Source organism: Microbacterium sediminis (assembly GCF_004564075.1).
GTDB classification, from domain to species: domain Bacteria; phylum Actinomycetota; class Actinomycetes; order Actinomycetales; family Microbacteriaceae; genus Microbacterium; species Microbacterium sediminis.
Window position 1 is genome coordinate 146,535 of record NZ_CP038256.1, and the last position, 26,870, is coordinate 173,404.

General features: G+C 72.9%; 25 protein-coding genes. 21 read left to right on the forward strand and 4 right to left on the reverse strand.

Annotation, left to right across the window (positions count from 1 at the left end):
- Positions 1-3 precede the first annotated feature (3 nt).
- The 6 genes from mftD to E3O41_RS00740 all read left to right on the forward strand — a co-directional run bounded on the left by mftD (position 4) and on the right by E3O41_RS00740 (position 6,189).
- Positions 4-1,278, forward strand: coding sequence for a pre-mycofactocin synthase MftD (gene mftD, locus E3O41_RS00715; protein WP_135011785.1), 1,275 nt, complete (start codon positions 4-6; stop codon positions 1,276-1,278).
- A gap of 93 nt (positions 1,279-1,371) precedes the next feature.
- A complete protein-coding gene (locus E3O41_RS00720) occupies positions 1,372-2,235 on the forward strand; it encodes an SDR family NAD(P)-dependent oxidoreductase (RefSeq protein ID WP_218939252.1) in 864 nt (287 codons plus the stop codon).
- On the forward strand, positions 2,232-3,644 hold the full coding sequence (locus tag E3O41_RS14350) for a 3-oxoacid CoA-transferase (protein ID WP_135011787.1): 1,413 nt from the start codon (positions 2,232-2,234) through the stop codon (positions 3,642-3,644). Before E3O41_RS00720 ends, E3O41_RS14350 begins: the two co-directional genes overlap by 4 nt.
- A gap of 59 nt (positions 3,645-3,703) precedes the next feature.
- Positions 3,704-4,402 (forward strand): mycofactocin biosynthesis peptidyl-dipeptidase MftE, encoded by a 699-nt coding sequence (gene mftE / locus E3O41_RS00730; RefSeq protein ID WP_083991069.1) that lies wholly within the window; start codon positions 3,704-3,706, stop codon positions 4,400-4,402.
- Positions 4,399-5,877, forward strand: a complete 1,479-nt coding sequence (gene mftF / locus E3O41_RS00735) for a mycofactocin biosynthesis glycosyltransferase MftF (protein WP_067028349.1) — start codon at positions 4,399-4,401, stop codon at positions 5,875-5,877. The genes mftE and mftF overlap by 4 nt, the downstream gene beginning before the upstream one ends.
- A gap of 48 nt (positions 5,878-5,925) precedes the next feature.
- Entirely contained in the window at positions 5,926-6,189 is a 264-nt protein-coding gene (locus E3O41_RS00740; RefSeq protein ID WP_067028347.1) for a hypothetical protein, read from the forward strand.
- A 528-nt stretch (positions 6,190-6,717) separates the two neighbouring features.
- Here the strand turns inward: E3O41_RS00740 and E3O41_RS00745 are convergent.
- Positions 6,718-7,623, reverse strand: a complete 906-nt coding sequence (locus E3O41_RS00745; RefSeq protein ID WP_135011789.1) for an SDR family NAD(P)-dependent oxidoreductase — start codon at positions 7,621-7,623, stop codon at positions 6,718-6,720.
- A gap of 172 nt (positions 7,624-7,795) precedes the next feature.
- On the opposite strand from E3O41_RS00745, the gene E3O41_RS00750 reads away from it, so the two are divergent.
- From E3O41_RS00750 to E3O41_RS00805, 12 genes are all read left to right on the forward strand, one after another.
- On the forward strand, positions 7,796-8,953 hold the full coding sequence (locus E3O41_RS00750; protein ID WP_067028343.1) for an NDMA-dependent alcohol dehydrogenase: 1,158 nt from the start codon (positions 7,796-7,798) through the stop codon (positions 8,951-8,953).
- Positions 8,954-8,984: 31 nt separating this feature from the next.
- Complete coding sequence (locus E3O41_RS00755; RefSeq protein WP_067028342.1) at positions 8,985-10,475, forward strand: aldehyde dehydrogenase family protein; 1,491 nt, start codon at positions 8,985-8,987, stop codon at positions 10,473-10,475.
- A gap of 11 nt (positions 10,476-10,486) precedes the next feature.
- Positions 10,487-11,608: an NDMA-dependent alcohol dehydrogenase gene (locus E3O41_RS00760; RefSeq protein WP_067028340.1), complete on the forward strand. Its 1,122-nt coding sequence runs from the start codon at positions 10,487-10,489 to the stop codon at positions 11,606-11,608.
- Between the two features lie 3 nt (positions 11,609-11,611).
- Positions 11,612-12,148, forward strand: a complete 537-nt coding sequence (locus E3O41_RS00765; protein ID WP_067028338.1) for a UGSC family (seleno)protein — start codon at positions 11,612-11,614, stop codon at positions 12,146-12,148.
- Entirely contained in the window at positions 12,145-13,200 is a 1,056-nt protein-coding gene (locus E3O41_RS00770) for a hypothetical protein (RefSeq protein ID WP_067028336.1), read from the forward strand. Before E3O41_RS00765 ends, E3O41_RS00770 begins: the two co-directional genes overlap by 4 nt.
- Positions 13,201-13,269: 69 nt before the next feature.
- Entirely contained in the window at positions 13,270-14,376 is a 1,107-nt protein-coding gene (locus tag E3O41_RS00775; RefSeq protein ID WP_135011791.1) for a zinc-dependent alcohol dehydrogenase, read from the forward strand.
- Between the two features lie 27 nt (positions 14,377-14,403).
- Positions 14,404-15,396 carry an amidohydrolase family protein gene (locus E3O41_RS00780; RefSeq protein ID WP_135011793.1) on the forward strand — a complete coding sequence of 331 codons (993 nt, stop codon included), beginning with the start codon at positions 14,404-14,406 and terminating at the stop codon, positions 15,394-15,396.
- Positions 15,397-15,500: 104 nt separating this feature from the next.
- Positions 15,501-17,279, forward strand: coding sequence for an ABC transporter substrate-binding protein (locus E3O41_RS00785; protein ID WP_218939253.1), 1,779 nt, complete (start codon positions 15,501-15,503; stop codon positions 17,277-17,279).
- Positions 17,276-18,331, forward strand: coding sequence for an ABC transporter permease (locus E3O41_RS00790; protein ID WP_218939254.1), 1,056 nt, complete (start codon positions 17,276-17,278; stop codon positions 18,329-18,331). Before E3O41_RS00785 ends, E3O41_RS00790 begins: the two co-directional genes overlap by 4 nt.
- Positions 18,318-19,202, forward strand: coding sequence for an ABC transporter permease (locus E3O41_RS00795; protein ID WP_067028328.1), 885 nt, complete (start codon positions 18,318-18,320; stop codon positions 19,200-19,202). The genes E3O41_RS00790 and E3O41_RS00795 overlap by 14 nt, the downstream gene beginning before the upstream one ends.
- On the forward strand, positions 19,199-20,281 hold the full coding sequence (locus tag E3O41_RS00800; RefSeq protein WP_083991067.1) for an ABC transporter ATP-binding protein: 1,083 nt from the start codon (positions 19,199-19,201) through the stop codon (positions 20,279-20,281). The genes E3O41_RS00795 and E3O41_RS00800 overlap by 4 nt, the downstream gene beginning before the upstream one ends.
- Positions 20,278-21,303 carry an ABC transporter ATP-binding protein gene (locus tag E3O41_RS00805; RefSeq protein WP_067028326.1) on the forward strand — a complete coding sequence of 342 codons (1,026 nt, stop codon included), beginning with the start codon at positions 20,278-20,280 and terminating at the stop codon, positions 21,301-21,303. The genes E3O41_RS00800 and E3O41_RS00805 overlap by 4 nt, the downstream gene beginning before the upstream one ends.
- A gap of 12 nt (positions 21,304-21,315) precedes the next feature.
- Here E3O41_RS00805 and E3O41_RS00810 read toward each other — a convergent pair whose 3' ends face one another.
- The gene (locus E3O41_RS00810) at positions 21,316-21,735 is read right to left on the reverse strand and encodes a hypothetical protein (RefSeq protein WP_135011795.1); all 420 of its coding nucleotides are present in this window, start codon (positions 21,733-21,735) and stop codon (positions 21,316-21,318) included.
- A gap of 724 nt (positions 21,736-22,459) precedes the next feature.
- Here E3O41_RS00810 and E3O41_RS00815 point away from each other — a divergent pair.
- Complete coding sequence (locus E3O41_RS00815; RefSeq protein ID WP_067028323.1) at positions 22,460-22,876, forward strand: VOC family protein; 417 nt, start codon at positions 22,460-22,462, stop codon at positions 22,874-22,876.
- A 4-nt stretch (positions 22,877-22,880) separates the two neighbouring features.
- On the opposite strand, the gene E3O41_RS00820 is transcribed toward E3O41_RS00815, so the two are convergent.
- The gene (locus E3O41_RS00820) at positions 22,881-23,822 is read right to left on the reverse strand and encodes an SDR family oxidoreductase (RefSeq protein ID WP_067028321.1); all 942 of its coding nucleotides are present in this window, start codon (positions 23,820-23,822) and stop codon (positions 22,881-22,883) included.
- A gap of 104 nt (positions 23,823-23,926) precedes the next feature.
- Here E3O41_RS00820 and E3O41_RS00825 point away from each other — a divergent pair, with 104 nt between their 5' ends.
- Positions 23,927-24,769 (forward strand): helix-turn-helix transcriptional regulator, encoded by an 843-nt coding sequence (locus tag E3O41_RS00825; RefSeq protein ID WP_067028319.1) that lies wholly within the window; start codon positions 23,927-23,929, stop codon positions 24,767-24,769.
- 7 nt (positions 24,770-24,776) lie between these two features.
- Here E3O41_RS00825 and E3O41_RS00830 read toward each other — a convergent pair whose 3' ends face one another.
- A complete protein-coding gene (locus E3O41_RS00830) occupies positions 24,777-25,694 on the reverse strand; it encodes a hypothetical protein (RefSeq protein ID WP_135011797.1) in 918 nt (305 codons plus the stop codon).
- Between the two features lie 130 nt (positions 25,695-25,824).
- Between E3O41_RS00830 and E3O41_RS00835 the strand changes: the two genes are divergently transcribed.
- Positions 25,825-26,823: an IS481 family transposase gene (locus E3O41_RS00835; RefSeq protein WP_135011766.1), complete on the forward strand. Its 999-nt coding sequence runs from the start codon at positions 25,825-25,827 to the stop codon at positions 26,821-26,823.
- Positions 26,824-26,870 lie beyond the last annotated feature (47 nt).

Sequence of the window (26,870 nt, forward strand, 5' to 3'; positions counted from 1 at the left end):
CATATGGCTGGCGGATGGTTCGAGACGGTGGCCGAGGCGCAGCGGCGCGCCCGGCGCAGGCTGCCGAAGTCCGTGTACGGGGCGCTCATCGCGGGCAGCGAGAAGGGCGTGACGATCGAGCAGAATCAGGACGCGTTCGCGCAGCTCGGCGTCGCGCCCCACATCGCCGGGCACCAGGCTGAGCGCGATCTGTCCACCACGGTGATGGGCATCCCGATCTCGTTCCCCGTGCTCATCTCGCCCACGGGCGTGCAGGCCGTGCATCCGGAGGGCGAGGTGGCGGTGGCGCGCGCGGCCGCGAACCGCGGCACGATCATGGGGCTCAGCTCGTTCGCGTCCAAGCCCGTCGAAGAGGTCGCCGCGGCCAACCCGAACACGCTGTTCCAGATGTACTGGTCGGGATCGCGCGACGCCATGCTGCAGCGCATGGAGCGGGCGCGGGCGGCGGGCGCGAAGGGGCTCATCTCCACGCTGGACTGGTCGTTCTCGAACGGACGCGACTGGGGCAGCCCGTGGATCCCCGAGCGGCTCACGCTGAAGGCCGCGCTGCGCTTCGCGCCGCAGGCCCTGACGCGGCCCGGGTGGCTCGCCGACTACCTCAAGACGCTGAGCGTGCCCGACCTGTCGGCGCCCAACCTGCAGCCCCCCGGCGGCGAGGCCCCGACGTTCTTCGGCGCCTACTACGAGTGGATGACCACGCCTCCGCCCACGTGGGAGGACATCGCGTGGCTGCGCGAGCAGTGGGGCGGCCCGTTCATGCTCAAGGGCATCACGCGGATCGACGACGCCAAGCGCGCGGTCGACGCGGGGGTCACGGCGATCTCGGTGTCCAACCACGGCGGCAACAACCTCGACACGACGCCCGCGACGATCCGGGTGCTCCCCGGCATCGCCGACGCCGTCGGGTCGCAGGTGGAGGTCGTGCTCGACGGCGGTGTGCGCCGCGGCAGCGACGTGGCCAAGGCGCTCGCGTTCGGCGCGAAGGCGGTCATGATCGGGCGCGCCTACCTGTGGGGCCTGGCCGCGAACGGGCAGGCGGGCGTGGAGAACGTGCTCGACATCCTGCGCGGCGGGCTCGACTCCGCCGTGCTCGGCCTCGGCAAGGCGTCGATCCGCGAGCTCGACCGCGCCGACTTCGTCGTGCCGGAGGGCTTCTTCCTCACCCTCGGCGAGGGCGGCCCGTCACGCCCGCGGCGGTCGCCGCGCAAGCCCCCGCGCCCCGTGGCCGCCGAGCAGCAGCCCGACGACGTCACCGCCGCCGCGGCGCAGGGAGCCTGAGCACCCCGCACCTTCCGCGTCGTGGAATCGGGCTCGGCGCGTGAGCCGGGCCCGCCCATCCTGGGAGGACGAGTCAACGGTGACGGGGGTGTGATGAGCACGCAGGACGATTGGGCGGCGCAGACCACGGCGGATGCGCTGTCGGATGCCGCGGGGCCGGACATGGGCGGCAAGGTGGCGCTCGTGGCGGGCGGCGGGCTGAGCGGACCGCTCGGCGGCGTCGGGTTCTCGATCGCCTGGCTGTGCGCGCTCGCCGGAGCGCGCGTCGCGGTGGTCGATCGGGATCGCGAGGCGGGGGAGCGGGCCGTCGCGGCGATCCGCGACGCCGGCGGCGAGGCCGAGTGGTTTCCGGCCGACGTCACCGACTCCCCGTCGGTGCAGGCCTGCGTCGACGCCGTCGTCGAGCGCTTCGGCGGCCTCGACCTCGTGGCCGACTCGATCGGCGGCGGGGGAGCGGTGCCGGCGTTCGAGGTCGACGACGACGAGTTCGATCGGGTGATGCAGCTCAACTTCCTGTCGGCCTGGCGCATCATCAAGTTCGCGCAGCCGCACCTGCGCCCCGGCGGGTCGATCGTGACCATCTCGTCGGGCGCGACGGAGGGGCGCGGGCCGGCGATGCCGTACACGATCGCCAAGACGGCGCTCGAGAAGCTCACCGTCACCGCCGCCGCCACGTTCGCGCCCCGCGGCGTGCGCGTCAACGGCGTGCGGGTGGGCATGATCTGGGGCGCGTTCGCCGCGCGCGGCATGAGCGAGGAACAGCGCGAGGTGCGCCGGCGCAACGTGGCGCTGCAGACCGAGGGCACCGTGTGGGACATCGCGCAGGCCGCGTTCTTCCTGCTCTCCGATCGGGCGCGCTGGGTCTCGGGCCAGGTGCTCGCGGTGGACGGCGGCGGGTTCGCGATGAAGGGCAACAGCGGCGCCGCCGGCTCGACCCCGGCGAAGGAGGAGTCATGAGCAAGGTCTACGCGTCGGCGGACGAGGCGGTCGCCGACATCCCCGACGGCGCCAGCGTGGCGATCTCCGGCTTCGGGATCTCGCACTCCTTCCCGTCGACCCTCATCGTGGCGCTGCGCGACCACGGCGCGCGGGGCCTGACCGTCTACTGCAACGGCCTCGGCGCGTCGGGGCACCCCACCGCGCAGCTGCTGGCCGAGAACCACCAGATCTCGCGCCTCGTGGCGAGCTTCTCGGCCCGGCCCGGCCCCATCACGGCGGCCGAGGAGCAGATCATGGCCGGCGAGATCGAGTTCGAGGTGGTGCCGCAGGGCACGCTCGTGGAGCGGATGCGGGCCGGCGGTGCCGGGATCCCTGCGTTCTACACCCCCGTCGGCGTGGGCACGGCCGTGGCCGAGGGCAAGCCCGCCGGCGAGTTCGACGGGCACACCTTCGTGCTCGAGCGGGGCATCACCACCGACTTCGCCCTGCTGCGCGCCTACCGCGCCGACACGGCCGGCAACGTGCAGTTCCGCGGCGGCAGCCGCAACTTCAACGACAGCTTCGCCAAGGCCGCGCGGGTGGCGATCGTCGAGGTGGAGGAGATCGTCGAGGTGGGCGAGCTCGCCCCCGACGACATCGACCTGCCGGGCCTGTGGATCTCGCGCGTGGTGCGCTCGACCATCCGCGTCGACCCCAAGAAGACGCCCAGTCGCTCGGCGCGGGGCGGCGACAGCCGGCGCGAGTACGGCGGCAAGCCGGCGCTGAGCCGATCCGAGATCGGGCGGCGCGCCGCCGCGCTGCTGCCCGACGGCGCGATCGTGAACCTCGGCGCCGGCCTTCCCAACCACATCGCGGAGTGGATCGCCGACCGGGGCGTCACGCTGCACGCCGAGAACGGCATCCTCGGCTACGGCGGCCTCGTGCCGCTCGAGGACGCCGACCCCGACATGCACGACGCGGGCGGCAACTTCATCGACCTGGCGCCTGGCGCGAGCTTCTTCGACTCGGTGACGTCGTTCGAGATCGCGCGCGGCCATCGCCTCGACGCCGTCGTGCTGGGCGCCTACCAGGTGGACGCGGCGGGAGACCTGGCCAACTGGGCGCAACCGGGCCGCCCCGGCGGCGGGATCGGTGGGGCGATGGACCTCGCCGTCGGGGCCCGTTCCGTCATCGTCACGATGGAGCACGTCGACAGCAAGGGCCGGCCCAAGCTCGTCGAGCGGGCCGAGTACCCGATCACGGCGCCCGGGTGCGTCGACGCCGTCGTCACCGACCTCGCCCTGCTGCGGCGCGATCGCGAGGCGGCGCAGCCCGGCTTCGTGCTCGAGGAGATCGCGGCCGGGTTCACGGTCGACGAGGTGCTCGCCCTCACGCCGATGACGGTGCACGTGCCGCGCGCGCCGCGCATCATGCAGGAGTCGTGGTGACGCCCGCGCGGGCCGGCGGGGGACGCCGCGCGCGCCCGTGACGTGACATGCTCGAGGGCATGACGACGACGTCTGCGATGCTCGCCGAGCGCTCGTGGCCCGAGGTCGATCGGCCGCTGCTGCTCGTGCCCGTCGGGTCGCTCGAGCAGCACGGCCCGCACCTGCCGCTCGACACCGACACCCGCATCGCGCGCGCCGTGGCCGAGGGGCTCGCGCGAGCCCTGCCGGGCGGGGCGGTCGTCGCCCCGGCCGTGGCGTACGGCGCGTCGGGCGAGCACCAGGACTTCGCCGGCACCGTCTCGATCGGCACCGACGCGCTGCGCGCGCTGCTCGTGGAGTACGGACGGTCGGCCTCGTCGTGGGCCGGGGCGATCGTGTTCGTCAACGGGCACGGCGGCAACCTCGAGGCGGTGACGGCCGCGGTCGCCACCCTGCGCGACGAGGCCCGCGCGGTCGCGTGGACGCCCTGCGCCCCGGCCGCCGAGTCGGCGCCCGACGCCCACGCCGGCCGCACGGAGACCTCGATCCTGCTCCACCTCGCGCCCGAGCACGTGCGCCTTGATCGGGCGGTGGCGGGCGCGAGCGAGCCGATCGGCGAGCTGCTGCCGCGGCTGCGCGCGGGCGGCGTCGCCGCGGTCTCGCGCTCGGGCGTGCTGGGCGATCCCGCCGGGGCCACGGCCGAGGAGGGCGCCCGCCTGCTGGGCGAGATGATCGCCCGCGCGCGGGAGCGGGTCGCGGCCGAGGCGGCCGCCCGATGACGGCGCCCGTCGACGACGCGCGCCGCGCGCTGCCCGACGGCGCGATCGTGCGCCTCGCGCGCCGCACCCGGATCACCGACGGCGGCGCCGTGCTCGTCGGCGGATCGCCCGCCCGGGTCTCGCGGCTGGCCCCCGCGGCCCGCGAGCTGCTCGTCGGGCGCGCGGTGACCGTGCGCGACGACCGCACGCGCGCGTTCGCCGCCCGGCTCGTCGAGGCCGGGCAGGCCGATCCCGACCCGCGCTCGCTGCCGCCCGGCGACGCGCGCGAGGTGACGGTGGTCGTGCCCGCCTTCGGCCGCTCGCGCCAGCTGGGCCGCCTGCTCGACAGCGTGCGCGCCGACCTCGGCGACGTGCCGGTGATCGTCGTCGACGACGGCTCCGTGCCCGCCGACGCGGCCGCGATCCGCGCGGCGGCCGACGCTCGCGGCGCCGAGATCGTGGTGCTGCCGCGCAACCGCGGCCCCGCCGACGCCCGCAACGCCGGGCTGGCGCGCGTGCGCACGCCGTTCGTGCTCTTCGCCGACAGCGACGTGGTGCTGCGGCCCGGGGCCGTGCGCCTGCTGCTGGCGCACTTCGCCGACCCGCGCCTCGCGCTCGCCGCGCCGCGCGTGGTGGGGCTGCCGCGGCCGCGGCCGAACGCCGTGCTGCGCTACGAGCAGGCGCGCTCGTCGCTGGATCACGGCGGCGACGGCGGCCTGGTGCGGCCGCACTCCCCGCTGTCGTGGGTGTCGACGACGTGCGTGCTGGCGCGGGTCTCGGCCATCGGTGACGGCTTCGGGCGGGGGATGCGCGTGGCCGAGGACGTCGACCTCGTGTGGCGCCTCGCCGAACGCGGGTGGCGCGTCCGCTACGAGCCGCTCGCCGAGGTCGCCCACGAGCACCGCGCCGCGGCCCGGGCCTGGCTCGGCCGCAAGTTCGTCTACGGCACGGGAGCGGCCGACCTGGAGCGTCGGCACGGGCCGCTCGCGGCGCCGGCGGTGCTCGCGCCCTGGGCGGCCGTGCTGCTGGCGGCGGTGGCGGCGCAGCGCCGGTGGTCGCTGCCGGTGGCGGCCGCCGCGGCGGCGTGGGCGGGCGTGCGCACGGCCCGGCGGGTCGGCGCGACCGCGCGGCCCGGGCCGCTCGCCGCCCGGCTCACCGCGCAGGGCGCCTCGGCGGCGCTGACGCAGGGGTCGGCCCTCGTGGTGCGCCACTGGTGGCCCGCGTTCGCGGTCGCGGCGCTGGTGTCGCGCCGGGCGCGACGGCTCGTGGCGGTGGCGGCGGTGGCGGACGCGGCGGTCGAGTACGCGCGGTTGCGTCCGCGGCTCGATCCGCTGCGCTTCCTCGTGCTGCGGCGCCTCGACGATCTCGCGTACGGCGCCGGGGTGTGGTGGGGCGCGATCCGCAGCGGATCGCTTCGCGCGCTCGCCCCCTACGTCCGTGCGGCCGCATTCCGCCCCACGGAAGCGGCCGCCCGCCGCGGCGCCCGGGCGGACTAGCCTCGCCACACGCGCGGCCACCGCGCGGAGCGACCCGAAGGAGGGGCCATGCCGATCGACGAGACGCAGCTGGCGGATCTGCAGAAGACCCTGGCGGCCGACGACTATCACCTGAGCGTGGAGCGCGACGCCGACGCGGCGGTCGTGACGATCACCGCCGGCCCCGAGGCCTGCGCCGAGTGCCTCGTACCCAAGGACCTCATGAAGCGCATGCTCGCGCCCATGGTCGGCGTCGACCCCGAGCGCATCCAGATGAACTACCCCGTCGACGTCCCCACCCTCGCAGAGAAACAGGCCCGATCCGGCCACTGATCGAGGCTTGGGCCCGGAGCTCTCGACTCGCTGCGCTCGCTCGAGCCGTCTCGGCTCCCTTCGGTCGCTCGACGAGCCCGTGGGGTTCTCGCTCGTGATGAGCCGCAGGCATCACGGCTCGTCGACCGGAGCGGCGCAGCCGCGGAGCGGAGACGGGTCGAGCGCAGCGCCGAAGGCGCGGAGTCGAGACCAAGAGGTTCAGGCGCGCTCTCGACTCGTCGCTTTGCTCCTCGCTCGAGCCGTCTCCGCTCGCTTCGCTCGGTCGACGAGCCCGTGGGGCTCTCGCTCGTGATGAGCCGTAGGCATCACGGCTCGTCGACCGGAGCGGCGCCGCCGCGGAGCGGAGACGGGTCGAGCGCAGCGCGAAGCGCGGAGTCGAGACCAAGGGGGTGAGGCCCCCGCTCTCGACTCGTCGCTTCGCTCCTCGCTCGAGCCGTCTCCGCTCGCTTCGCTCGGTCGACGAGCCCGGGTGGTCATCGCTCGTGATGAGCCGTAGGCATCACGGCTCACCGGCCGAGACCCCCGGACTCAGGCGCGCCAGGTCGGGGGTGGGTTGCGGTGGCGCTCCTCGTAGACCGGCGAGGCCGTGAGGAAGGGGATCGCGGCGGCGCGGCGCTCGTCGATCGGCTCGTCGGGGAACGCCTGCTCGATGGTGCGGTGACGATCGATCAGCCCGGCCTTGAACTCGGGGTGCGTGAGGATGAACATGTCCCCGCGCCGCACGCCCTCCACCACGCGCTCGCCCGCCTCCTCGGCCGACTGGTAGGGCTGCTCGCGGTCGAAGCCCGGGCGCGAGGGATCGGGCGCGGGGTAGCCGGACGCGCCGTACTTCTCCGGCCGATGGGCCGCGCCGGCGCCGATGTTGCTGTGCACGGGGCCGGGGCAGTAGGCCGAGACCCCGATGCCGTCGGGGGCGAGCTCGATGTGCATCGCCTCGCTCAGCGCGATCACGGCCGCCTTGGTCATGGAGTACAGCCCCGCCACGATCGGCATGAGCCCGCCCATCGACGCCGTGTTGACGATGTGGCCGCCCTCGCCGTGCGCGCGGATCTTCGGCAGGAACGCGAGGATGCCGTTGCCCACCCCGCGGATGTTCACATCGATGAGCCAGTCCCAGTCGGCGGGGGTCGCCGTGGCCACGGGCCCGGTGAGCCCGAGGCCGGCGTTGTTGACGAGCACGTCCACGCGGCCGTGCGCGCGCTCGACGTCGTCGGCCAGGGCGAGCATGGCGTCGCGGTCGGTCACGTCCACCTGGCGGGCGTCGACGGCGAGCCCCGCGTCGGCGAACTCCCGCCGGGTCTCGTCGAGATGCTCCGCGCGGCGGCCCGTGACGACGACGTCGGCGCCGCGCCGCGCGAAGGCCCGCGCGATCCCGCGGCCGATGCCGCTCGTTCCCCCGGTGATGACGACGACGCTCGATGCCAGATCTCTCATGAGGGCATGAGACCGTGCGCCGGCGGGGCCGCCCAACTTGTCTTCCGGGAGGCAGAAGACGCGTGTGCGGCCGCCGGATCCGGTCGCACCGTAGACACAGCACGCGACGGAGCAGCCGCGGACGAGGTCGTCCGCGAGAGCGCCCGTCGCCGAGGTCGACGGGAGACATCACATGAGCATCACCGCAGAAGCCCTCGAAACCGCCGCGCCGCCGGTGACGGCGATCACCACGCGCGCCGCCGTGTGCCGGGGGCCGGGTGAGCCGTGGGAGGTGACCGAGCTCGAGCTCGACCCGCCGGGCCCGAACGAGATCCGCGTGAAGGTGATCGCCGCCGGCATGTGCCACTCCGACGATCACATCCAGAAGGGCGACGCGCCCATGCGCATGCCCGTCGTCGGCGGACACGAGGGCGCCGGCATCGTCGACGCGGTGGGTCCGGGCGTCACGCGCGCCAAGCTCGGCGACCACGTCGTGTTCTCATTCATCCCGGCCTGCGGCAAGTGCCGCTACTGCTCCACGGGCCACCAGAACCTCTGCGACGCCGGCAAGAACGCCGCCACGGGCGAGTTCCCCGACGGCACCTTCCGCTTCCACAAGGACGGCGAGGACTTCGGCGGGCTGTGCGTGCTCGGCACCTTCTCGCAGTACACGGTCGTCTCGGAGTACTCGGTGGTCCCGATCCCCGACGACATCCCCTTCGAGGTCGCCTGCCTCGTCGGCTGCGCCGTGCCGACCGGCTGGGGCACCGCGGTGCACGCCGCGGGCGTGCGGGCCGGCGAGACCGTCGTCATCTACGGCGCCGGCGGCGTCGGCAGCAACGCCGTGCAGGGCGCGTCGCTGGCCGGGGCGCAGCGCGTCGTGGTCGTCGACCCCGTGGAGTTCAAGCGCACGATGGCGCTCGAGCACTTCGGCGCCACCCACGCGTTCGCGACGGCCGAGGAGGCGCACGCGTTCATCGTCGACGCCACGTGGGGCGAGCTGGCCGACCACGCGATCATCACCGTCTCCGCGCTGCACGACGAGGTGATCCACAACGCGATCAACATCGTCGGCAAGTGCGGTCAGGTCACGATCACCGCCGTCGGCAACGGCTGGATCGAGGAGAACCCGGGCATGCTGATCGGCTTCCAGCGCCGCATCCAGGGCGCGATCTTCGGCGGCTGCAACCCGCTGTTCGACGTGCCGCGGCTGCTGAGCATGTACAAGAACGGCCACCTCAAGCTCGACGAGCTCGTCACGAACACCTACCGGCTCGAGACCGTCAACGAGGGCTACCAGGACATGTTGGACGGCAAGAACATCCGCGGCGTCGTCCTGCTCGAGCACTGACACCGATCAACCAGCGAAGGACGTTGTCGAAATGACCATCATCAGCGAGTCCGCCCCCGCGGACGTCCAGAGCCTCGTCGTCGACGGCTCGCAGCTCATCGGCGGCGAATGGGTGCCGTCGCACACCGGCGAGACCATCGAGGTCCGCAACCCCGCCAACCGTGAGATCATCGCCCGCGTCCCCCGCAGCGACGCCGCCGACGTCGAGGCCGCCGTCCAGGCCGGCGAGCGCGCGTTCCCCGCGTGGCGCGACCTCAACGCCACCGCCCGCGCCGGCCTGCTGTTCCGCTGGGCCGACCTCATCGACGCCAACGGCGTCGCGCTCGACAGCCTCGAGTCGCAGGAGGTGGGCCGCCCCAGCTGGGGGCCCTACGGCGTCGGCGGCCAGGTGCGCTTCATCGCCGGCCAGGCCGACAAGGTGCAGGGCGTGTCGCTGCCCACCTACTCGCCCGACACCGTCGGCTACACGCTGCGCGAGCCGTACGGCGTGGTCGGCGCGATCATCCCGTGGAACGCCCCGGGGCCGATGTTCGCCACCGAGGTGGCCGCGGCGATCGCGGCGGGAAACACCATCGTGATCAAGCCCGCCGAGGACGCCCCGCTCACGCCGCTGGCGCTGGCGAAGCTGGCGCTCGAGGCGGGCATCCCCGCCGGCGTCATCAACGTCGTCACCGGCTACGGCGGCGAGGCGGGCGCGGCCATCCCGGAGCACCCGCGCATCCGCCGGATCGGCTTCACGGGATCGCCGCAGACCGGCCGTACCATCATGGCGGCCTGTGCGCGCAACCTCACGCCGCTGCACCTGGAGTTGGGCGGCAAGTCGCCGCAGGTGATCTTCGCCGACGCCGACCTCGACACCGCGATCCCGGCGATCGCCGCCGGCATCACCCTCAACACGGGTCAGATCTGCGCGGCCGGCTCGCGCGTGGTCGTGGAGCGCAGCGTCCACCAGGAGGTGGTGGAGCGCCTCGCCGCGGCGATGCAGAAGGTCACCGTCGGCCCGTGGCACCAGCGCGTGAACATGGGCCCGCTCATCAACGAGAAGCAGCACGAGCGGGTGTGCGGCTACATCGACATCGGCAAGGAGCAGGGCGCGACGCTCGTCACGGGCGGCGGCCGCCCGCAGGGCGCCGAGTTCGCCGACGGCTGGTTCGTGGAGCCGACGCTGTTCGACAACGTCTCGCCCGACATGCGCATCGCGCAGGAGGAGATCTTCGGCCCCGTGCTCTCGGTGATCCCGGTCGACGACGAGCAGCAGGCGATCGAGGTCGCCAACGGCGTCGAGTACGGCCTCGTCGCCTCGGTGTGGACCCAGAGCGTCGGCCGGGCGGTGCGGATGTCGCGCGCCCTGCAGGCCGGGCAGGTGGGCGTCAACAACGCCCTCGGCGCCGGCGTCATCGGCGGCCCCTTCGGCGGCTACAAGAACAGCGGGTTCGGTCGCACCATGGGGGCCGACTCGGTCCTCGACTGGACCCAGATCAAGACCGTTTCGATGCGCGAAGCTCCGCTTCCGCGGTTCTGAGGAGACTTTCGATGGCGACGATCACGACGCGCGCGGCAGTGGCGCATCAGGCGCACACGGGCTGGGAGATCACGGAGCTCCAGCTCGACGACCCGAAGGAGCACGAGGTCCGCATCAAGTTCGCCGCGAGCGGCCTGTGCCACTCCGACGATCACATCACCCACGGCGACGCCCCCGTCCGCATGCCCATCGTGGGCGGGCACGAGGGCGCCGGCTGGGTGGAGTCGGTGGGCCCGAACGTCACCCGGGTCAAGCCGGGCGACCGGGTGGTGTGCTCGTACATCCCGGCGTGCGGCGCCTGCCGGCCCTGCTCGCTCGGGCACCAGAACATGTGCGTGAAGGGCCTCAACGCCGGCACGGGCATGTTCCTCGACGGCACGTACCGCTTCCACAAGGACGGCGAGGACTACGGCGGCTTCTGCTCGCTCGGCACGTTCTCGGAGTACGCCGTCGTCTCGGAATGGGCCGTCGTGCCGATCCCCGACGACATCCCGTTCGAGGTCGCCTCGCTGGTGGGCTGCGGCGTGCCGACGGGCTGGGGCTCGGCGGTGTACGCGGCGGGCGTGAAGCCGGGCGACACGGTCGTGATCTTCGGCGCCGGCGGCGTCGGCAGCAACGCCGTGCAGGGCGCCCGCTACGCGGGGGCGAAGAACGTCGTGGTCATCGACCCCGTGGAGTTCAAGCGCGACAACGCCCTCTCGCTCGGCGCGACGCACGCCTTCGCCGACCCGGAGGAGGCGCACGAGTTCATCGTCGAGGAGACCTGGGGTCAGTTGGCCGACCACGCGATCATGACCCCCGACGCCGTGACCGAGGAGATGGTCAACCGCGCCGTGCTCATGACGGGCAAGGGCGGCAAGACCACGATCACCGCCGTCGGCCACCTCACCGAGAAGGCCGTGCACGTGCACGCGGGCCTGCTCATCAGCTACCAGCGGCAGATCCGCGGGGCGCTGTTCGGCGACTGCAACCCGCTCTACGACATCCCCAAGCTCCTGGGCCTGTACCGCCGGGGCGACCTGAAGATCAAGGAGCTGATCACCAACACGTACACGCTCGATCAGGTCAACGACGCCTACGACGACCTGCACGCCGGGAAGAACATCCGCAGCGTGATCCTGCACGAGGGCTGACCCATGGTGAACCCGATCCTCGATCCGACGGGCACCGTCAAGGCGAAGACGGCCGGCGGCCTCGCGCCGCGGCGCTCGCTCGAGGGGGCGCGCGTCGGACTGCTCGACAACACCAAGCACAACGCGATGCTCTTCCTGCAGGAGGTGGGCCGGCTGCTCGTCGACGAGGCGGGGGCCCGCGAGGTGAGCATCGTCGAGACGAAGCAGAGCTTCTCGGTGCCCGTCGACGACGAGATCGTTGCGCGCTACCGCGAGGCCGCCGACGTCGTGATCACCGGGGTGGGCGACTGCGGATCGTGCAGCGCGGCCGCCGTGGCCGACGGCATCGCCTTCGAGAAGGCCGGGCTGCCGGCGGCGGTGGTCCTCACCGACGCGTTCACGACCACCGGCCGCATGATGGCCGGGGTGCAGGGCGACCCCGACTACGAGTGGATCACCACCGAGCACCCGATGGCGGCCCTCGGCGAGGACGAGGTGCGGGAGCGGGCGCGGCGGCTGCTGCCCGAGATCGTGCACACGCTGACGGAGCAGGCCTCGTGAGCGCGCCGGATCCCGACGTCGCCCAGGAGGCGATCGAGTACGCCTACGCCCAGGGCTGGTCGGACGGGCTGCCGCTCGTTCCCGTCAGCGAGCCGCTGCTCGACCGGTTCCTGGCGCAGACGGCTCGGCGGCCCGACGACGTCATCGGCCACATGCCGCAGGTCGACCGCGAGGTCACCGTGCGCACGGCGGCGATCAACGCCGCGATGGCCGGCTGCCTGCCCGAGTACTTCCCGGTCGTGCTCGCCGCCTGGGACGCGCTCATGCGCGAGCGGGCCGCGAAGGGCGGCGGCTGGCAGTCGACGAGCGGGCCGGCGCCGCTGATCATCGTGAACGGGCCGGTGCGCGAGCGCCTCGGCCTCAACAGCACGGGCGGCATCTTCGGCCCCGGCTTCCGCGCCAACGCCACCATCCCGCGCGCGATCGGCCTCATCGTGCGCAACGCGTTCGGGGTGCGGCCGCACGAACTCGAGCAGGCGACGCAGGGCATCCCGGGCCGCTGGGCGATCTGCTTCGGCGAGAACGAGGAGGACAGCCCCTGGGCGCCGCTGGCGGAGGAGCTCGGCACCCCGGGTGATGCCGTCACCACCACACTGCTGCGCACGAGCGAGTATGTGGACAACCGGCACACCCAGGACGCCGAGCAGCTGCTGGGCGACTTCGCCGACACCATCGGCCGCTCCGGATCGTGGATCTTCCGCCACGCGCAGGTCGGGCTCGTGCTGTGCCCCGAGCACGCCGAGCGGCTCGCCGTCGCCGGCTTCGACCGCCGCGGCATCGCCGAGTGGCTGGCCGAGCGCTCGGGTCGCACCACCGCGCAGCTCGCGCGGGCCGGCAAGGACCACGCCGACGAGCGCGGGGTGCGCTTCCCGCGCGGCGACGGCGACCCCGAGGCGTTCCAGCGCACGATCGCCGATCCGGCGGGGATGCTCATCGCGGTCGCGGGCGCCCGCACGGCGGCGATCTCGATGGTTGTGCGCTACTTCGCCGACTGGTCGGGATCGGCGGTGCCGATCGAGGCGCCCGTCGCCGCGGCCGTCGGCGCACGGTGAGCCCGACGCGCGCCCCCGGTCGTCGGCCGGCGTGAGCGCCCAGACCACACACGCAACGAAGGAGACCCCATGCCCCAGATGGTGCGAGCGGCCGTGCAGACCGGCCCGCGCAAGATCGAGATGCGCGAGTACCCGCGCCCGCAGATCGGGCCCGACGACGGCCTGCTCCGCGTGGAGGCCAACGGCATCTGCGGCAGCGACGTCGAGATCTTCGCCGGGCACATCGGCGCCCCCGACCGCGGGCCGTTCATCCCCGGCCACGAGCCCATGGGCATCGTGGAGGAGGTCGGCGAGCGCGCGGCCGAGCGCTGGGGCGTGCAGCCCGGCGACCGCGTCGCGCTCGAGGTGATCGTGCCGTGCCGCGCCTGCAGCGACTGCCTCACGGGCCGGTACCAGGCGTGCCGGTTCCGCAAGTACGGCCACGGCGTCACGGGCATCGAGGTGGCGCCCACGCTCTGGGGCGGGTTCGCCGAGTACATGTACCTGTCGCCGACCTCGGTGCTGCACCGCGTCTCGAACGACCTGCCGGTCGAGGTCGCCGCCATGTACAACCCCCTCGGCGCCGGCGTGCGCTGGGCGGCGCAGCTGGGCGAGATCGGCCTGGGCGACACCGTCGTGGTGCTCGGCTCGGGCCAGCGGGGCATCGCCGCCGTCGCCGCCGCCAAGGCCGCGGGCGCCGGCACCGTGATCATCACGGGCCTTGCCAGCGACGGCCACAAGCTCGAGCTGGCGCGGGAGTTCGGCGCCGACCACACCGTGGTCGTCGACGGCGCCGACGGCCGCGACGTCGTCGAGGTGGTGCGCGAGCTCACGAACGGCGAGATGGCCGACGTGGCGCTCGACCTCACGCCGATGGCCGCCGGCCCCGTCACCGACGCGCTGCACGCCGTGCGCCACGGCGGCATCGTGGTGCTCGCCGGGCTCAAGGGCGGGCGCGAGATCCCGCTCGTGACCGACTTCATCATCAACCGCGGGCTGACCGTCAAGGGCGCGTTCGGGGTGGACGCCGACGCGAACAAGGCCGCCATCGCGCTGCTGGAGTCGGGCCGCTTCCCGTTCGAGAAGCTGCACACGCACACGTTCGGGCTGGACGAGGTGGGTCTCGCGATCGACACCCTCTCCGGCAAGGCGGGGGACGGCTCCGCGGTGCACGTGTCGGTGCACCCGAACGGCTGACCCCGCCCCCGAGTCGAAGGAGACCCCGTGATCGTCGACGCCCACGCCCACTTCCTGCCGGGTTCGTACCCGCACGACGCGCCCGAGTGCTTCCCGCGCATGGAGCCGATCGCCGACTCGAGCGACCTGCTGCTCGTGTTCGGCCAGATGCGCTTCCCCGCCAAGCAGGTCTTCTTCGAGGCCGAGAAGCGCATCGAGGCGCAGGAGGCCTCGGGGGTGGCGGCCGAGGTGATCAGCCCCATGCCGCCGCTGCTGCGCTACGACCTGCCGGCCGCCGACGGCCTGGCGCTCGCGCAGCACGTCAACGACGTCGCGGCCGAGCTGAGCGCGCACGACCCCGAGCGGATCATCGCCCTGGGCATGGTGCCGATGCAGGACCCGGACGCGGCCGCCGGCGAGTTGCAGGCCATCAAGGACCGCGGCCTGGCGGGCGTCGAGATCGCCTCGAACATCCTCGGCCGATCGATCGGCGACGAGACCTTCCTGCCCTTCTTCCAGGAGGTCGAGCGCCTCGGCCTGGCGGTGTTCGTGCACGCGATGCCCGCCCCGATCGACCGGCTGCCGATGAGCGCGATGGGCACCTACGTCGTCGGCATCGAGGGCATGTACTCGGCCGCCTCGCTGATCCTCGGCGGCACGGCGGCGGCCTGCCCCGACCTGCGGGTGTCGTTCAGCCACGCGGCCGGCGGGTTCGCGATGTCGCTGCCCCGCGCCAACTACTTCTGGGGCGGATCGTGGAACGAGGAGCCCCGCGACCCGGAACGGGCCGTCATGCCCGACGACGGGCCCAGCCCGCTCGAGTACGCGCGCCGCTTCTACTACGACTCGATGGTGTTCGATCGCCGCGCGATCCGGTATCTCGTCGACCTGCTCGGCGCCGACCGCCTGCTCGTGGGCAGCGACTTCCCCGCGATGCTGCGCGAGGACCCGATCGCGCGGACGCTGCGGTCGATGGACCTGCCCGACGACCAGTGGCAGGACATCGCGCACCGCAACGCGTACCGCTGGCTCGGGCGCTGACGGACGTTCCCGCCGGGCGGAAGGCCTGTGGTCGCTCGATCCGCGAGCGGTGAGACTTCCCCCAAGTTGTCATCCATCGGCATCGGCTCAAAGGAGAGCACGTCATGAGCAACTCATCACACGCGTCCCGGTGGCGCGGGCGGCGGGCAGGACTGCTGGCCCTCGCCGCCACCATCGGGATGGTCCTGACCGCCTGCAGCGGCGGCGGACCGGCGCCGTCCGACAGCGGCGGCGAGGTGGGCGAGCCGCAGCGCGGCGGCGAGATCACCGTGCTGCTCGATGCCGGCTACTCCGGAGGGTGGGCCACGGGGCTCGACCCCGCCACGAGCAACGGCACCGGCGCCAACCTGCCGCAGAACGCCGCGATCTTCGGCGGCCTGTTCACGCTCGAGGCCGACGACGACGGCTCCAACGCCCGCATCGAGCCGAACCAGGCCGAGAGCTACGAGTGGCAGGACGACGGCCTCAAGCTCGTCGTCACGCTGCGCGAGGGCATCGAGTTCAGCGACGGCACGCCGTTCAACGCCGAGGCGGTGCTGTGGAACTGGATCCGCGAGCTCAGCTCCGGCTCCACCGGCGCGCCCGTGCTCGACCTCAACACGAGCCTGGAGCCGCCGGAGCTCAGCCAGGAGTTCATGGACAGCCTGTGGGCGGCGCTGCCGGCCGACGTCGACCGCGACGCCGTGATGGGCCGGCTCGGCGCGATCCGCGTGGTCGACGACCTCACGATCGAGATGAACTTCAACTCGGTCAACGGCGCCTTCGTCAACGGCCTGCCCACGGCGAACCTCAACCTCATCGCCTCGCCCACCGCCTACGCCGAGCTCGGCGCCGACCAGTTCAAGGTCACCCCGATCGGCGCCGGCCCATTCGTCGTGGAGCTGAACCGACAGAGCGAGCGGCTCGAGCTCGTGCGCAACGAGAACTACTTCAAGGACGGCCTGCCGTACCTCGACGCGCTGAACTTCCAGTCGGTGGCCGGCGACCAGGTCATGTACCAGACGCTGCTGTCGGGTCAGGGCGATGTCGTCGAGGGCCTGTCGGCCGTGACGCTCATCAACGAGGCCCGCAACAACCCGCAGGTGGAGGTGCACCTCGGCGCCCCCACGTCGCCGTACGTGGTGCAGCTGAACACCCGCAAGGAGCCGTTCGACGACATCCGCGCGCGCCAGGCGATCTACCACGCCACCGACTTCGCGGCCATCCAGGAGGGCCTCTTCGGCGGCGAGGGCGACCTCAGCCAGTCGTTCACGGCCTCCGGCGGCCTCTTCTACACGCCCGAGATCGAGGGGTACCCCGAGTACGACCTCGACAAGGCCAAGGCCCTCGTCGAGGAGCTCGGCGGCCTCGAGGTCGAGCTGGGCACCACCGACATCGTCACGGCCCGTTCGGTGACGACGGCGCTGCAGACGCAGTGGGAGAAGGCCGGCATCGACGTGACGATCGACTCGAAGCCGCTCGGCGATGTGATCACGAAGTTCACCTCGGGCGACTGGGAGTCGATGCTGCAGACGGCCGGCGCCTGGGACCCCGCCGCGGGCATCGGTGTGCAGGTGCGCTTCGGCTCGACCTCGCCGTTCAGCGGCACGCCGCTGCCGGAGGGCGCCACGAGCACCGCCGACGCCATCGCGAAGGGGCTGCGCTCGCCGCTGGACGAGCTGCTCGTGCAGGCCGTCGCCACCGTGGACGAGGCCGAGCGCAAGGCCGCCTACACCGAGGTCGCCGAGGTGATCGCGAAGGAGGCGTACGGGCCGTTCGGCGTCGCGTTCTCTCCCGCCCAGGTGGTGCGCAAGGGCGTGCACGGGCCGGGCCTGACCACGCCCATCCCGGCGCTGGCCGTGAACACCGGGGTGCTCTACGACAGGGTGTGGGTGGAGCAGTGACCTCCGCCTCCGTCGAGCGAGCCCCCGCGCCGCCGGGGGAGGTCCGGGAGCGGGCCGAGCAGCGCGAGAGCGTGCTCGGCCGGCTCACCGGCTCCCCGCTGCTGCGGCTGATCGCCCGCCGCGTGCTCGTCGCGATCCCGCTGCTGCTGGCCATCAGCGTGCTCGTGTTCGTGCTCCTCGAGGCGATGCCCGGCGACCCGGCCCGCAACCAGGCCGGCATGGACGCCACCGAGGAGGAGGTCGAGGCGGTCCGCCGGTCGATGGGCCTGGATCGCCCCGCCTACGAGCGCTACTTCTCGTGGCTGTTCGGCGCGCTCACCGGCGATCTCGGGCGCTCGTCGGTGAGCGGCCTGCCCGTCGCGCAGCTGCTCGCGGAGCGGTCGCCCGTGACGTTCGAGCTCGTCTTCCTCGCCTTCGTCATCTCGCTCGGCATCGCGCTGCCGGTGGCGATGCTCGCGGCGCGCAAGCCGGGCGGCGTCTTCGACCGCATCGTCATGGTCGGCGCGATGACGCTCCTCGCGGTGCCCAACTACGTGCTCGCGCTGCTGCTCGTCATCGTGTTCGCGGTGACGCTGCGCATGCTGCCGTCGATCGGCTTCACCCCGATCGAGATGGGGCTGTGGCTCAACCTGCAGTCGGTGATCCTGCCGACGCTCGCCATGGCGATCCCGCTCGGCTGCTTCTACGCCCGCTTCCTCCGCGGCGACCTCGTCGAGCAGATGAACTCGGCCGACTACGTCGACACGGCCCGCGCGAAGGGCCTCGGGCCCTGGCGGATCCTGTGGCAGCACGCGTTCCGCAACTCGTCGTTCGGCCTGCTCACGATCGTCGGCCTCAACGTGGGGGCGCTCGTGGGCGGCACCGTCATCATCGAGCAGATCTTCGCCATGCCGGGCCTCGGCCAGCTCATGCTGCAGGGCGTGGGCGCCCGCGACACCGCCGTCGTGCAGATCTGCGTGTTCATCTTCGCGGCGGTCGCCGTGTTCGCCAACCTGTTCGTCGACGTCATGTACGCCGTACTCGACCCGAGGATCCGCTATGGCGGTCGCTGACACCACCACCCGTGCCCTGCTCTCCCCGGCGGTCGGCATCGACCGCTCCATCCGCTGGGCGCGCATCCGCAAGCGGCTCGTGATCGGGGTGCCCGCCGCGATCGTCGTGCTGCTGTTCGCCGCGTGCTTCCTGGGGCCGTACGTGCTGCCGCTGCCGTCGCCCACGGGCGGCGACGTGCTCAACAGCTCGCGCCCGCCGGGAACGCCCGGCCATCCGCTCGGCACCGACGTGAACGGCAACGACGTGCTCTCGCGCCTGCTGCACGGCGGCCAGGCCTCGCTCATCGTGGCGATCGCCGTCAACGCGGTCGGGCTGTTCATCGGCGGCGTGATCGGGGCGCTGTCGGCGTACCTCGGCGGCAAGGCCGACACGATCATCATGCGCGGGCTCGACGTGCTCATCGCGTTCCCGTCGCTCGTGCTGACGATCGCGATCGCGCAGGTGCTCGGCCCCAGCCTGCCCAACACGATCCTCGCGCTGTCGGCGTTCTCCATCCCGGGCGTCGCGCGCGTGGCGCGCTCGTCCACGCTGCGCGTGACGAGCATGCCGTTCGTGCAGGCGGCCGCCCTGGGCGGCAGCCCGTGGTGGCGCACGCTGCTGTTCCACATCGCGCCCAACGTGCTGCCGCAGCTGCTGAACTTCGCGATGCTCGGCATGGGCATCGTGATCGTCACCGAGGGGGCGCTGAGCTTCCTCGGACTCGGGATCCCCGCCCCCGCGCCGAGCTGGGGGAACATGATCTACGAGGGGCAGCAGTCGCTCTCGGCCACGCCGCTGCTGGTGCTGTGGCCCAGCCTCGCGCTGCTGCTGGCGGTGCTGTCGTTCAACCTGCTCGGCGAGAACGTGCGAGACGAGATGAGTGGCCGATGACGACAGTCGACGCGTACCCGAGCGAGACCGTGACCGGCGTGGGCGAGGAGCCGCCCGTCGTGCTGCGGGTGGACGACCTCCGGGTGACGTTCACCCGGGGCGGCCGCGAGATCCACGCCGTGAACGGCCTGTCGTACACCGTGCGGCGCGGCCGGATGCTGGCGATCATCGGTGAGTCCGGCTCGGGCAAGTCGGTGAGCGTGCGCGCCCTCATGGGGCTGCTGCCGCCCAGCGCCGTCGTGGAGGGCTCGGCGGTGCTCGGCGAGGAGCAGCTCGTGGGCCGCACCGACAAGGCGATGCGGGCGATCCGCGGCCGCGACGTCTCGATGGTGTTCCAGGATCCGGCCCGCTCGCTGAACCCGACCATGAGCGTCGGCGCGCAGATCGTCGAGGCCGTGCGCGCGCACCGGCCGCTCCCCAAGCGCGAGGCCGCGGCCCGCGCCGTGGAGCTGCTCAAGCTCGTGCGGCTCTCGGCGCCCGAGCGACGGTTCCACGAGTACCCGCACCAGCTGTCGGGCGGCATGCGACAGCGCGTCATGATCGCGATCGCGCTCGCCGCCGATCCGAAGGTGCTCATCGCCGACGAGGCGACCACGGCGCTGGATGTGACCACGCAGGCGCAGATCATGGAGCTGCTCGTCGACCTGCAGGAGCGGCTCGGCACGGCGATCATCATGATCAGCCACGACCTGGGTCTCGCCGCGAGCTACGCCGACGAGGTGCTCGTGATGTACGCCGGCCGCGCCGTCGAGCACGCGCCGACGTCGACGCTGTTCGGCAACGTGCGCATGCCCTACACGGCGGCGCTGCTCGGCGCCATCCCGCAGCTGACCACGCCCTCGCATTCGCAGCTCACGGTGATCGGCGGGCACCCGCCCGACCTCGGCGCGCTGCCGGAGGGGTGCGCGTTCCGCGAGCGCTGCCCGCGCGCGACCGAGAAGTGCATCGAGCGACCGCCGCTCGAGGAGCACGAGCCGCAGCACGCCTACGCATGCTGGCACCCCGTCGATCAACGGGCCGGCGATGTGCTCAGCCCGCTGTCCACCGGCGACGAGGCCGTGAAGGAGGAGGTCCGATGACCGATTCGGGTACCCCGCTGCTGAAGGTGTCGGGTCTGGTGCAGGAGTACGTCACGCGCGGCGCCGGCGGCCAGAAGGCCGGGGTCGTGCACGCGGTCTCCGACGTCTCGTTCGAGCTGCGCGAGGGAGAGACGCTCGGGATCGTCGGCGAGACGGGGTCGGGCAAGTCCACGCTCGCCCGCGCGATCATCCAGGTGGAGCGCGCCAAGGCGGGATCGGTCCAGTTCCAGGGCCGCGAGCTGACGACGATGTCCCCCCGCGAGCTGGTGAGCGTGCACCGCGACATGCAGATGGTCTACCAGGACCCGTTCGGCTCGCTGAACCCGCGCTGGCGCATCGAGGACGTCGTCGCCGAGCCGCTGCGCGGCCACACCGACATGACGAAGGCCGAGCGCGTCGCCCGCGTCGCGGAGCTGCTGGACCTCGTGGGCCTCGACGCGGCCCGCTACCGCGACCGGCGCCCGATGGAGCTCTCGGGCGGGCAGGCGCAGCGCGTCGCGATCGCCCGGGCGATCGCCCTGAACCCGAAGCTGATCATCTGCGACGAGGCGATCTCGTCGCTCGACGTGCTCATCCAGGCGCAGGTGCTCAACCTCTTCGAGAAGCTGCGCGACGAGCTCGGGGTGGCCTACCTGTTCATCGCCCACGACCTCGCCACGGTCAAGCAGGTGAGCGACCGCGTGGCCGTGATGCACCTCGGGCAGCTGGCCGAGTTCTCGCCCGCCGACGCGCTGTACGCGCACCCGCGGCATCCCTACACACGGGCGCTGCTCGACTCGGTGCCGGTGCTCGACGTCGTCACCGGGGCGGTGCGCCGGCCGCGGCCGCTGCAGGGCGAGCCGCCCTCGCCGCTGCACCCGCCGTCGGGGTGCCGGTTCCGCACCCGCTGCCCGATCGCGCAGGACGTGTGTGCCTCGGTCGAGCCGGCGCTGCGCGACACCGGCGACGGTCAGCTGGCCTCGTGCCACTTCCCGCTCGGGGTGGAGGCGCCGCGGCCCGCGGCAGTCGGCGCGGCGGCGTGAGGCGCCCGCGGCTCACCAGGTGAAGCAGTTCCCGTCGTCGAAGCAGATCTCCTCGTCGAGCGGGTGCATCGTCCAGTTCACGTGGGTGAGCTCGATCGCGTCGGGGGTGATGATCGAGGTGAGCACGCGGCTGCGCACGGGGACGTCGACCGTGACCGGGCCGCCGCCGGTCGCGTACCGCGCGCGCACCGTGGCGTCGGCCACGTCGACGAACGTCTCCACCGGGTCGCGCTGCAGGGTCGGCGCCTCCACGAGCGACCATTCGACCGGCCCGGTGGCGTCGGTCACGGCGATGTCGCACGCGGTCTGCGCCGCGTCGGTGGCGAGGCACTGCCGCAGCATCCGCTCGAGCGTCTCGACCGTGCCCGAGCCCACGCGCTCGCCGAGGTCGTAGACGAGCGGGTACGTCGTGCCGATCTCCTCGACCGTCACCGACTGCACCTGTGCGCTCAGGTACGGGCCGCTCGCGGGATCGATCGGGTAGAGCGGGGTAGACGGCGAGCAGGTCGGAGTCGCCCCGGTAGCCGAAGAACCCGTAGGTGATCTCCTCATCCCCGAGCGCGAGGGAGAGGTGCTCGCGCTCGTCCTCACCGTTGAAGGAGCCGTGTGCGTCCTCGGCGAGCCGCGGGCTGAAGGCGATCAGCTTCGTCAGGCCGGCGGCGAGGACGTACTCCCGTGAGCTGCCTTCGGCCTCGGCCATCGTGACCCGGTCGCGATGCTCCTCGCCGCCGAGCGTGTAGTGGACGGTGAAGGTGTAGGTCCCGTCCTCGTAGTCCCCGTTGTCGAGGCGGACGTCGCCGATCAGCTCCGCTCCCCGCGCGGCGTCGTCGGTGCGCGCCTCGACGATCTCGCCGTCCCTGTTGTCGGCCGGGTCGGCTGCCTCCAGGGTCTCGGCCGACTCGAACGCCGCGGCATCCGCGAAGCGGCCGTCGGCGATCGCGTCGAGGTACATCATCGCGGCGTCGTGGGCGGCGTCATCGAGGAAGCAGCCGCTCAGCAACGCCGGCACGAGCGCGAGCGACGCGATCCCCAGCCTCCGCCGCACGGTGCGCCCCATGGCTCCCATTGTGGCGGTCGCGGGCCGATGCCCTCGAGATCGAACGGCGGCCGACCTACTCTGGGGTGACGGCTCGCTCAACGACGAACGGAGCACGACATGCGCACACTGCACGTGGGGCTGCGGGTGAGCGACCTCGAGCGATCGCTGCGGTTCTATGGGGCGCTCGGCTACGACGAGGTCGGCCGCGTGCCCGAGACCGAGTTCGGCACCCTGTCGATGCTGCAGCTGCCCGGCGACGAGTTCGTGGCGATCGAGCTCGTGCACGACCCCGCCGGCGCCCCGGTGGCGCCGAGCGGCATCAACCACCTCGTGGTGCAGGTGGAGTCGGTGGCCGAGGCGGCGCAGCGGCTGGCGGCGCACGGCGTGGAGGCCGAGGAGCCGCGGTGCCTCGACCCGGAGGCGGACTTCTGGACCCTGTGGCTGACCGATCCCGACGGCTATCGCCTCGAACTCGTGCAGTGGCCGAGCGGCCACGCCCCCGGGATGACCGCGGCGGACTTCGCCGACGAGTGACGGCTCAGGCGGGGAAGCGCACCCCGGTGAGCTCCTCCGAGAGCGACCAGAGGCGTGCGGCGTCGGCCTCGCTGCGCAGCGGACGGTAGAGCTCTTGCTCCGCGGGGGCGCCGCCGAGTCGTCCCGGTCCGCGCGGCGAGTACAGCGCGCCGGGGCGGGCGTCGGGGGATGCCGCGGCGTACAGGGCCGGAAGCGCCGCGCTGTCCGGCGTGCCGAGGAGCAGCCCGCGCGCGGAGAGCCACCGGATCACGCGCACGCTGGCCGTGTCGGACGCTCGCGCGAGCTCCGGACGGGCGGCCAGCAGGCTCGTGGGCGCCACGCCCGGATGCGACAGCGTGCTCGTGAGGCCCCATCCTCGGGCCGCGCTGCGGCGCTGCAGCTCGAGGGCGAAGAGCCCCACGGCGATCTTCGACTGGCGGTAGGCGCGGCTGCCGTCGTAGGAGCGCGTGCCGTTCGGGTCGTCCCAGTCGATCGCGCCGCGGGCGGCGGCCACGCTCACCTGCGACGTGACGCGGGCCCCGCCGGCGCGCAGCAGCGGCAGCAGGCGGGCGACGAGGGCGAAGTGCCCCAGGTGGTTGGTGCCGAGCTGCAGCTCGAAGCCGTTGGCGGTGGTCTGCCGGCTCGGGGGCGTCATGACGCCGGCGTTGGCGATGAGCAGGTGCACCGGGCGGCCGTCGCGGCGCATCGTGTCGGCGAGCGCGGCGACCGACTCCAGCGACGACAGGTCCAGCGGCAGCAGCTCGATCGCCGCGCCGGGCACCTGGGCGCGGATGCCGTCGGCGGCGGCCTCGCCCTTGGCCGGGTTGCGCACGGGCAGCACGAGCTCGGCGCCGGCGCGGGCCAGGCGGGTCGCGATGCGCAGGCCGATGCCGTCGCTGCCGCCGGTCACGACGGCGCGGCGGCCGGCGAGCGAGGGGAGGGTGAGGTCGGGGGTGGTGCGGGGCATGAGGGGCTCCTTCGTGTCGCCTCCCACTGTGCGGCTGGGCCGCCGGCGTATCCAGGACACGGCATGCCGTGGCTGACGGCGCGGTCGGGTGCGAGGATCGAGGCGTGGCGATCGACAGGACCGGGCTCGGCGACTTCCTGCGCCGGCGCCGCACCGCGCTGCAGCCGGAGGACGTCGGCATGTCGCGCGGTCAGCGGCGCCGCACCGAGGGCCTGCGCCGCGAGGAGGTCGCGGCCCTGTGCCACATGTCGGCCGACTACTACGCGCGCCTCGAGCGCGGCGACGGTCCGCTGCCGTCCGAGCAGATGCTGGCCTCGATCGCCCAGGGGCTGCACCTCACGATCGACGAGCGCGACCACCTGTTCCGGCTCGCCGGTCACCCGCCGCCGCCGCGCGGGGCCGAGAGCGACCACATCGGCCCCGGTCTGCTGCGCGTGCTGGATCGGCTGCAGGACACCGCGGCCGAGATCGTGACCGAACTCGGCGAGACGCTGCGGCAGACGCCGCTCGGGATCGCCCTCACCGGCGATCTCCTGCGCTTCACCGGCGCCGAGCGCAGCATCGGCTTCCGGTGGTTCAGCGACCCGGCCTCCCGCGAGCTCTACGCACCCGAGGACCACGCCTTCCTGTCGCGACTGTGGGCCTCGGGGCTGCGGGAGGTCGTCTCGCGCCGCGGTCCCGGATCGCGCGCCGCCCACCTGGCCGAGCTGCTGCTGGCCCGCAGCGCGGAGTTCCGCGAGGTCTGGGATCGGCAGGAGGTCGGTCTGCGCCCGGCCGAGACCAAGCGGTTCGTGCACCCCGAGGTCGGCGTGCTGGAGCTGACGTGTCAGAACCTCATCGACCCGTTCTCGTCGCAGTCGCTCCTCGTCTACACGGCCGTGCCCGGCAGCGAGAGCCACGACAAGCTCGCGCTGCTCTCCACCCTCGCGCCGCGCGTCGTGCGCTGAGTCCGGCTCAGCGGTGCGCGGCGCCGCGCCGCAGCGCCGAGAGCCCGAGCCACGCGGCGGCGGGCGTGGCGAGGATCGTGACCGCCAGCAGCAGCGGATCGATCGTGGCGTCGTTCGCGAGCAGCAGCAGCGTGGGGCCCTGCACGGCGGCCGTGGAGCAGCCGATCCAGCCGAGGGCCCATCGCGTGCGGGGCCGGGCCGGCGACGCTGTCGCGAGCGCCGCACCGCCCAGCAGGGTGAGCAGCGCGACGACGACGAGCACCGTCCGCTGGGCGAGCGACTCCCAGCCGGCCAGTCCGGCGCCCGAGGGGGCCAGCGCCCAGAACACGGCCGCCGCGGCGAACGCGCCGAGGGCCGCGACCGCGGCGACGCGCGCCGCCGGCGGTCGTAGGGCGCGGGGCGGGGCCGACAGGAGCGCGCCCCACCGGCGGTGGGCGTAGTCGGCGAACAGCGCGGCGAGCGCGATGCCGTAGAGGGCGAAGCCGCCGTAGACGACGGCGAAGACCGCGGGCAGCAGGTCGCCCTCGCCGCCGGAGGACACGTCGCCGGCGATCGCCGCCTGCAGCACCACGCCGATCGGCAGGCCCAGCGCGATCGGCGCGAGGGCGCCGGTGGCCACGGCGGCGGGCAGCACGATCACCCACCAGGGCGTGCGCAGCCCCCACCGCTGCGAGAGGGCGAGGACGACGACCACGCCGATCGCGGCGAGCACGAGCGTGACGACGTTGCCGATCTCCATGCGGGCGTCGTGCATGTGCGACGGGCCGGCGCCGGGCACCATGCCGATGCGCGAGCCGGCGAGCCACATCACCTTCAGGACCGCGTACGGCAGGAGTGCGAGCACGGCGATCGCGGCCGTGACCCGGCGGGCGTTCGGCGACAGCAGGCCGCGGACGTCGCTCGAGGGGCGGGATGTCATGGTCACGGCCACACGCTAGCTGTGATGTCCAGGGACGTTGTTTCGGCGACACGGCTGTGAGGAGCTGATGGGCGAGGGCCTCCGGTTATGAAGTGGAGCTGTTGAGTTCAACCGCTTCACGAACCAGGAGGCCCTCATGTCCCACGCTAACGCTGCCCTGACACCACGCGCTCGTCTTCGGCTGGCGCGCCTGATCGTCGAGGACGGCTGGCCGCCGTCCCTGGCGGCGAAGATGTTCATGGTCTCGCCCGTCACAGCCAGGAAGTGGGCTGCCCGGTTCCGAGCCGAGGGGCCGACCGGGATGACGGACCGATCGAGCCGCCCACGGTCGATGCCGGCGAGGACACCGCTGCCCGTGGTCAAGAAGATCGTGAAAGCGAGGTGGCGACGCCGTCTCGGCCCGGTCCAGATCGCTGGCGAGCTCGGTCTGCCCGCCTCGACCGTCCACGCAGTCCTGGTGCGATGCCGGATCAACAGACTCAGCCATATCGACCGGGTCAGCGGTGAGCCGATCCGCCGGTACGAGCATGATCATCCCGGCTCGCTGCTCCACGTCGACGTCACCAAGTTCGGCAACATCCCCGATGGCGGCGGGCACCGTTACGTCGGCCGAGTCCAGGGCGAGCGCAACCGCGAGGCCACCGCTACCCGTCTGCAGAGCCGGAACCACCGCTATGAGCCGCGCCTGGGCACCGCGTTCGTTCACACCGTCATCGACGACCACTCCCGCGTCGCCTACGCCGAGATCTGCTCGGACGAGAAAGCGGACACCGCGATCGGTGTCCTGCGCCGCGCCGTCGCCTGGTTCGCCGACCGTGGCGTCCGCGTCAAGCGTGTCCTCTCGGACAACGGCTCCGCCTACAAGTCATATGCCTGGCGCGATACCTGCACCCAGCTCGGAATCACGGCGAAGAAGACCCGCCCCTACCGGCCGCAGACGAATGGGAAGATCGAGCGGTTCCACCGCACCCTCGCCGATGGTTGGGCATATGCCCGGTTCTACGGATCAGAAGCCGAGCGCCGCGCGGCGCTTCCGGGTTGGTTGCACTTCTACAATCATCACAGGCACCACTCCGCGATCGGAGGCCCGCCTATCAGCAGGATCGAAAACAACCTACCTGGACATCACAGCTAGCGCGCGGAAGAGGGGCGGCACCCGGGGGATACCGCCCCTCTTCGCGA

What these genes read in the sequence shown, in the direction of transcription:
- mftD (WP_135011785.1), top strand. Translation starts at nt 4, where the DNA reads ATGGCTGGCGGATGGTTCGAGACGGTGGCCGAGGCGCAGCGGCGCGCC.
- E3O41_RS00720 (WP_218939252.1), top strand. Translation starts at nt 1,372, where the DNA reads ATGAGCACGCAGGACGATTGGGCGGCGCAGACCACGGCGGATGCGCTG.
- E3O41_RS14350 (WP_135011787.1), top strand. Translation starts at nt 2,232, where the DNA reads ATGAGCAAGGTCTACGCGTCGGCGGACGAGGCGGTCGCCGACATCCCC.
- mftE (WP_083991069.1), top strand. Translation starts at nt 3,704, where the DNA reads ATGACGACGACGTCTGCGATGCTCGCCGAGCGCTCGTGGCCCGAGGTC.
- mftF (WP_067028349.1), top strand. Translation starts at nt 4,399, where the DNA reads ATGACGGCGCCCGTCGACGACGCGCGCCGCGCGCTGCCCGACGGCGCG.
- E3O41_RS00740 (WP_067028347.1), top strand. Translation starts at nt 5,926, where the DNA reads ATGCCGATCGACGAGACGCAGCTGGCGGATCTGCAGAAGACCCTGGCG.
- E3O41_RS00745 (WP_135011789.1), bottom strand. Translation starts at nt 7,623, where the DNA reads ATGAGAGATCTGGCATCGAGCGTCGTCGTCATCACCGGGGGAACGAGC.
- E3O41_RS00750 (WP_067028343.1), top strand. Translation starts at nt 7,796, where the DNA reads ATGAGCATCACCGCAGAAGCCCTCGAAACCGCCGCGCCGCCGGTGACG.
- E3O41_RS00755 (WP_067028342.1), top strand. Translation starts at nt 8,985, where the DNA reads ATGACCATCATCAGCGAGTCCGCCCCCGCGGACGTCCAGAGCCTCGTC.
- E3O41_RS00760 (WP_067028340.1), top strand. Translation starts at nt 10,487, where the DNA reads ATGGCGACGATCACGACGCGCGCGGCAGTGGCGCATCAGGCGCACACG.
- E3O41_RS00765 (WP_067028338.1), top strand. Translation starts at nt 11,612, where the DNA reads ATGGTGAACCCGATCCTCGATCCGACGGGCACCGTCAAGGCGAAGACG.
- E3O41_RS00775 (WP_135011791.1), top strand. Translation starts at nt 13,270, where the DNA reads ATGCCCCAGATGGTGCGAGCGGCCGTGCAGACCGGCCCGCGCAAGATC.
- E3O41_RS00785 (WP_218939253.1), top strand. Translation starts at nt 15,501, where the DNA reads ATGAGCAACTCATCACACGCGTCCCGGTGGCGCGGGCGGCGGGCAGGA.
- E3O41_RS00795 (WP_067028328.1), top strand. Translation starts at nt 18,318, where the DNA reads ATGGCGGTCGCTGACACCACCACCCGTGCCCTGCTCTCCCCGGCGGTC.
- E3O41_RS00800 (WP_083991067.1), top strand. Translation starts at nt 19,199, where the DNA reads ATGACGACAGTCGACGCGTACCCGAGCGAGACCGTGACCGGCGTGGGC.
- E3O41_RS00805 (WP_067028326.1), top strand. Translation starts at nt 20,278, where the DNA reads ATGACCGATTCGGGTACCCCGCTGCTGAAGGTGTCGGGTCTGGTGCAG.
- E3O41_RS00815 (WP_067028323.1), top strand. Translation starts at nt 22,460, where the DNA reads ATGCGCACACTGCACGTGGGGCTGCGGGTGAGCGACCTCGAGCGATCG.
- E3O41_RS00820 (WP_067028321.1), bottom strand. Translation starts at nt 23,822, where the DNA reads ATGCCCCGCACCACCCCCGACCTCACCCTCCCCTCGCTCGCCGGCCGC.
- E3O41_RS00835 (WP_135011766.1), top strand. Translation starts at nt 25,825, where the DNA reads ATGTCCCACGCTAACGCTGCCCTGACACCACGCGCTCGTCTTCGGCTG.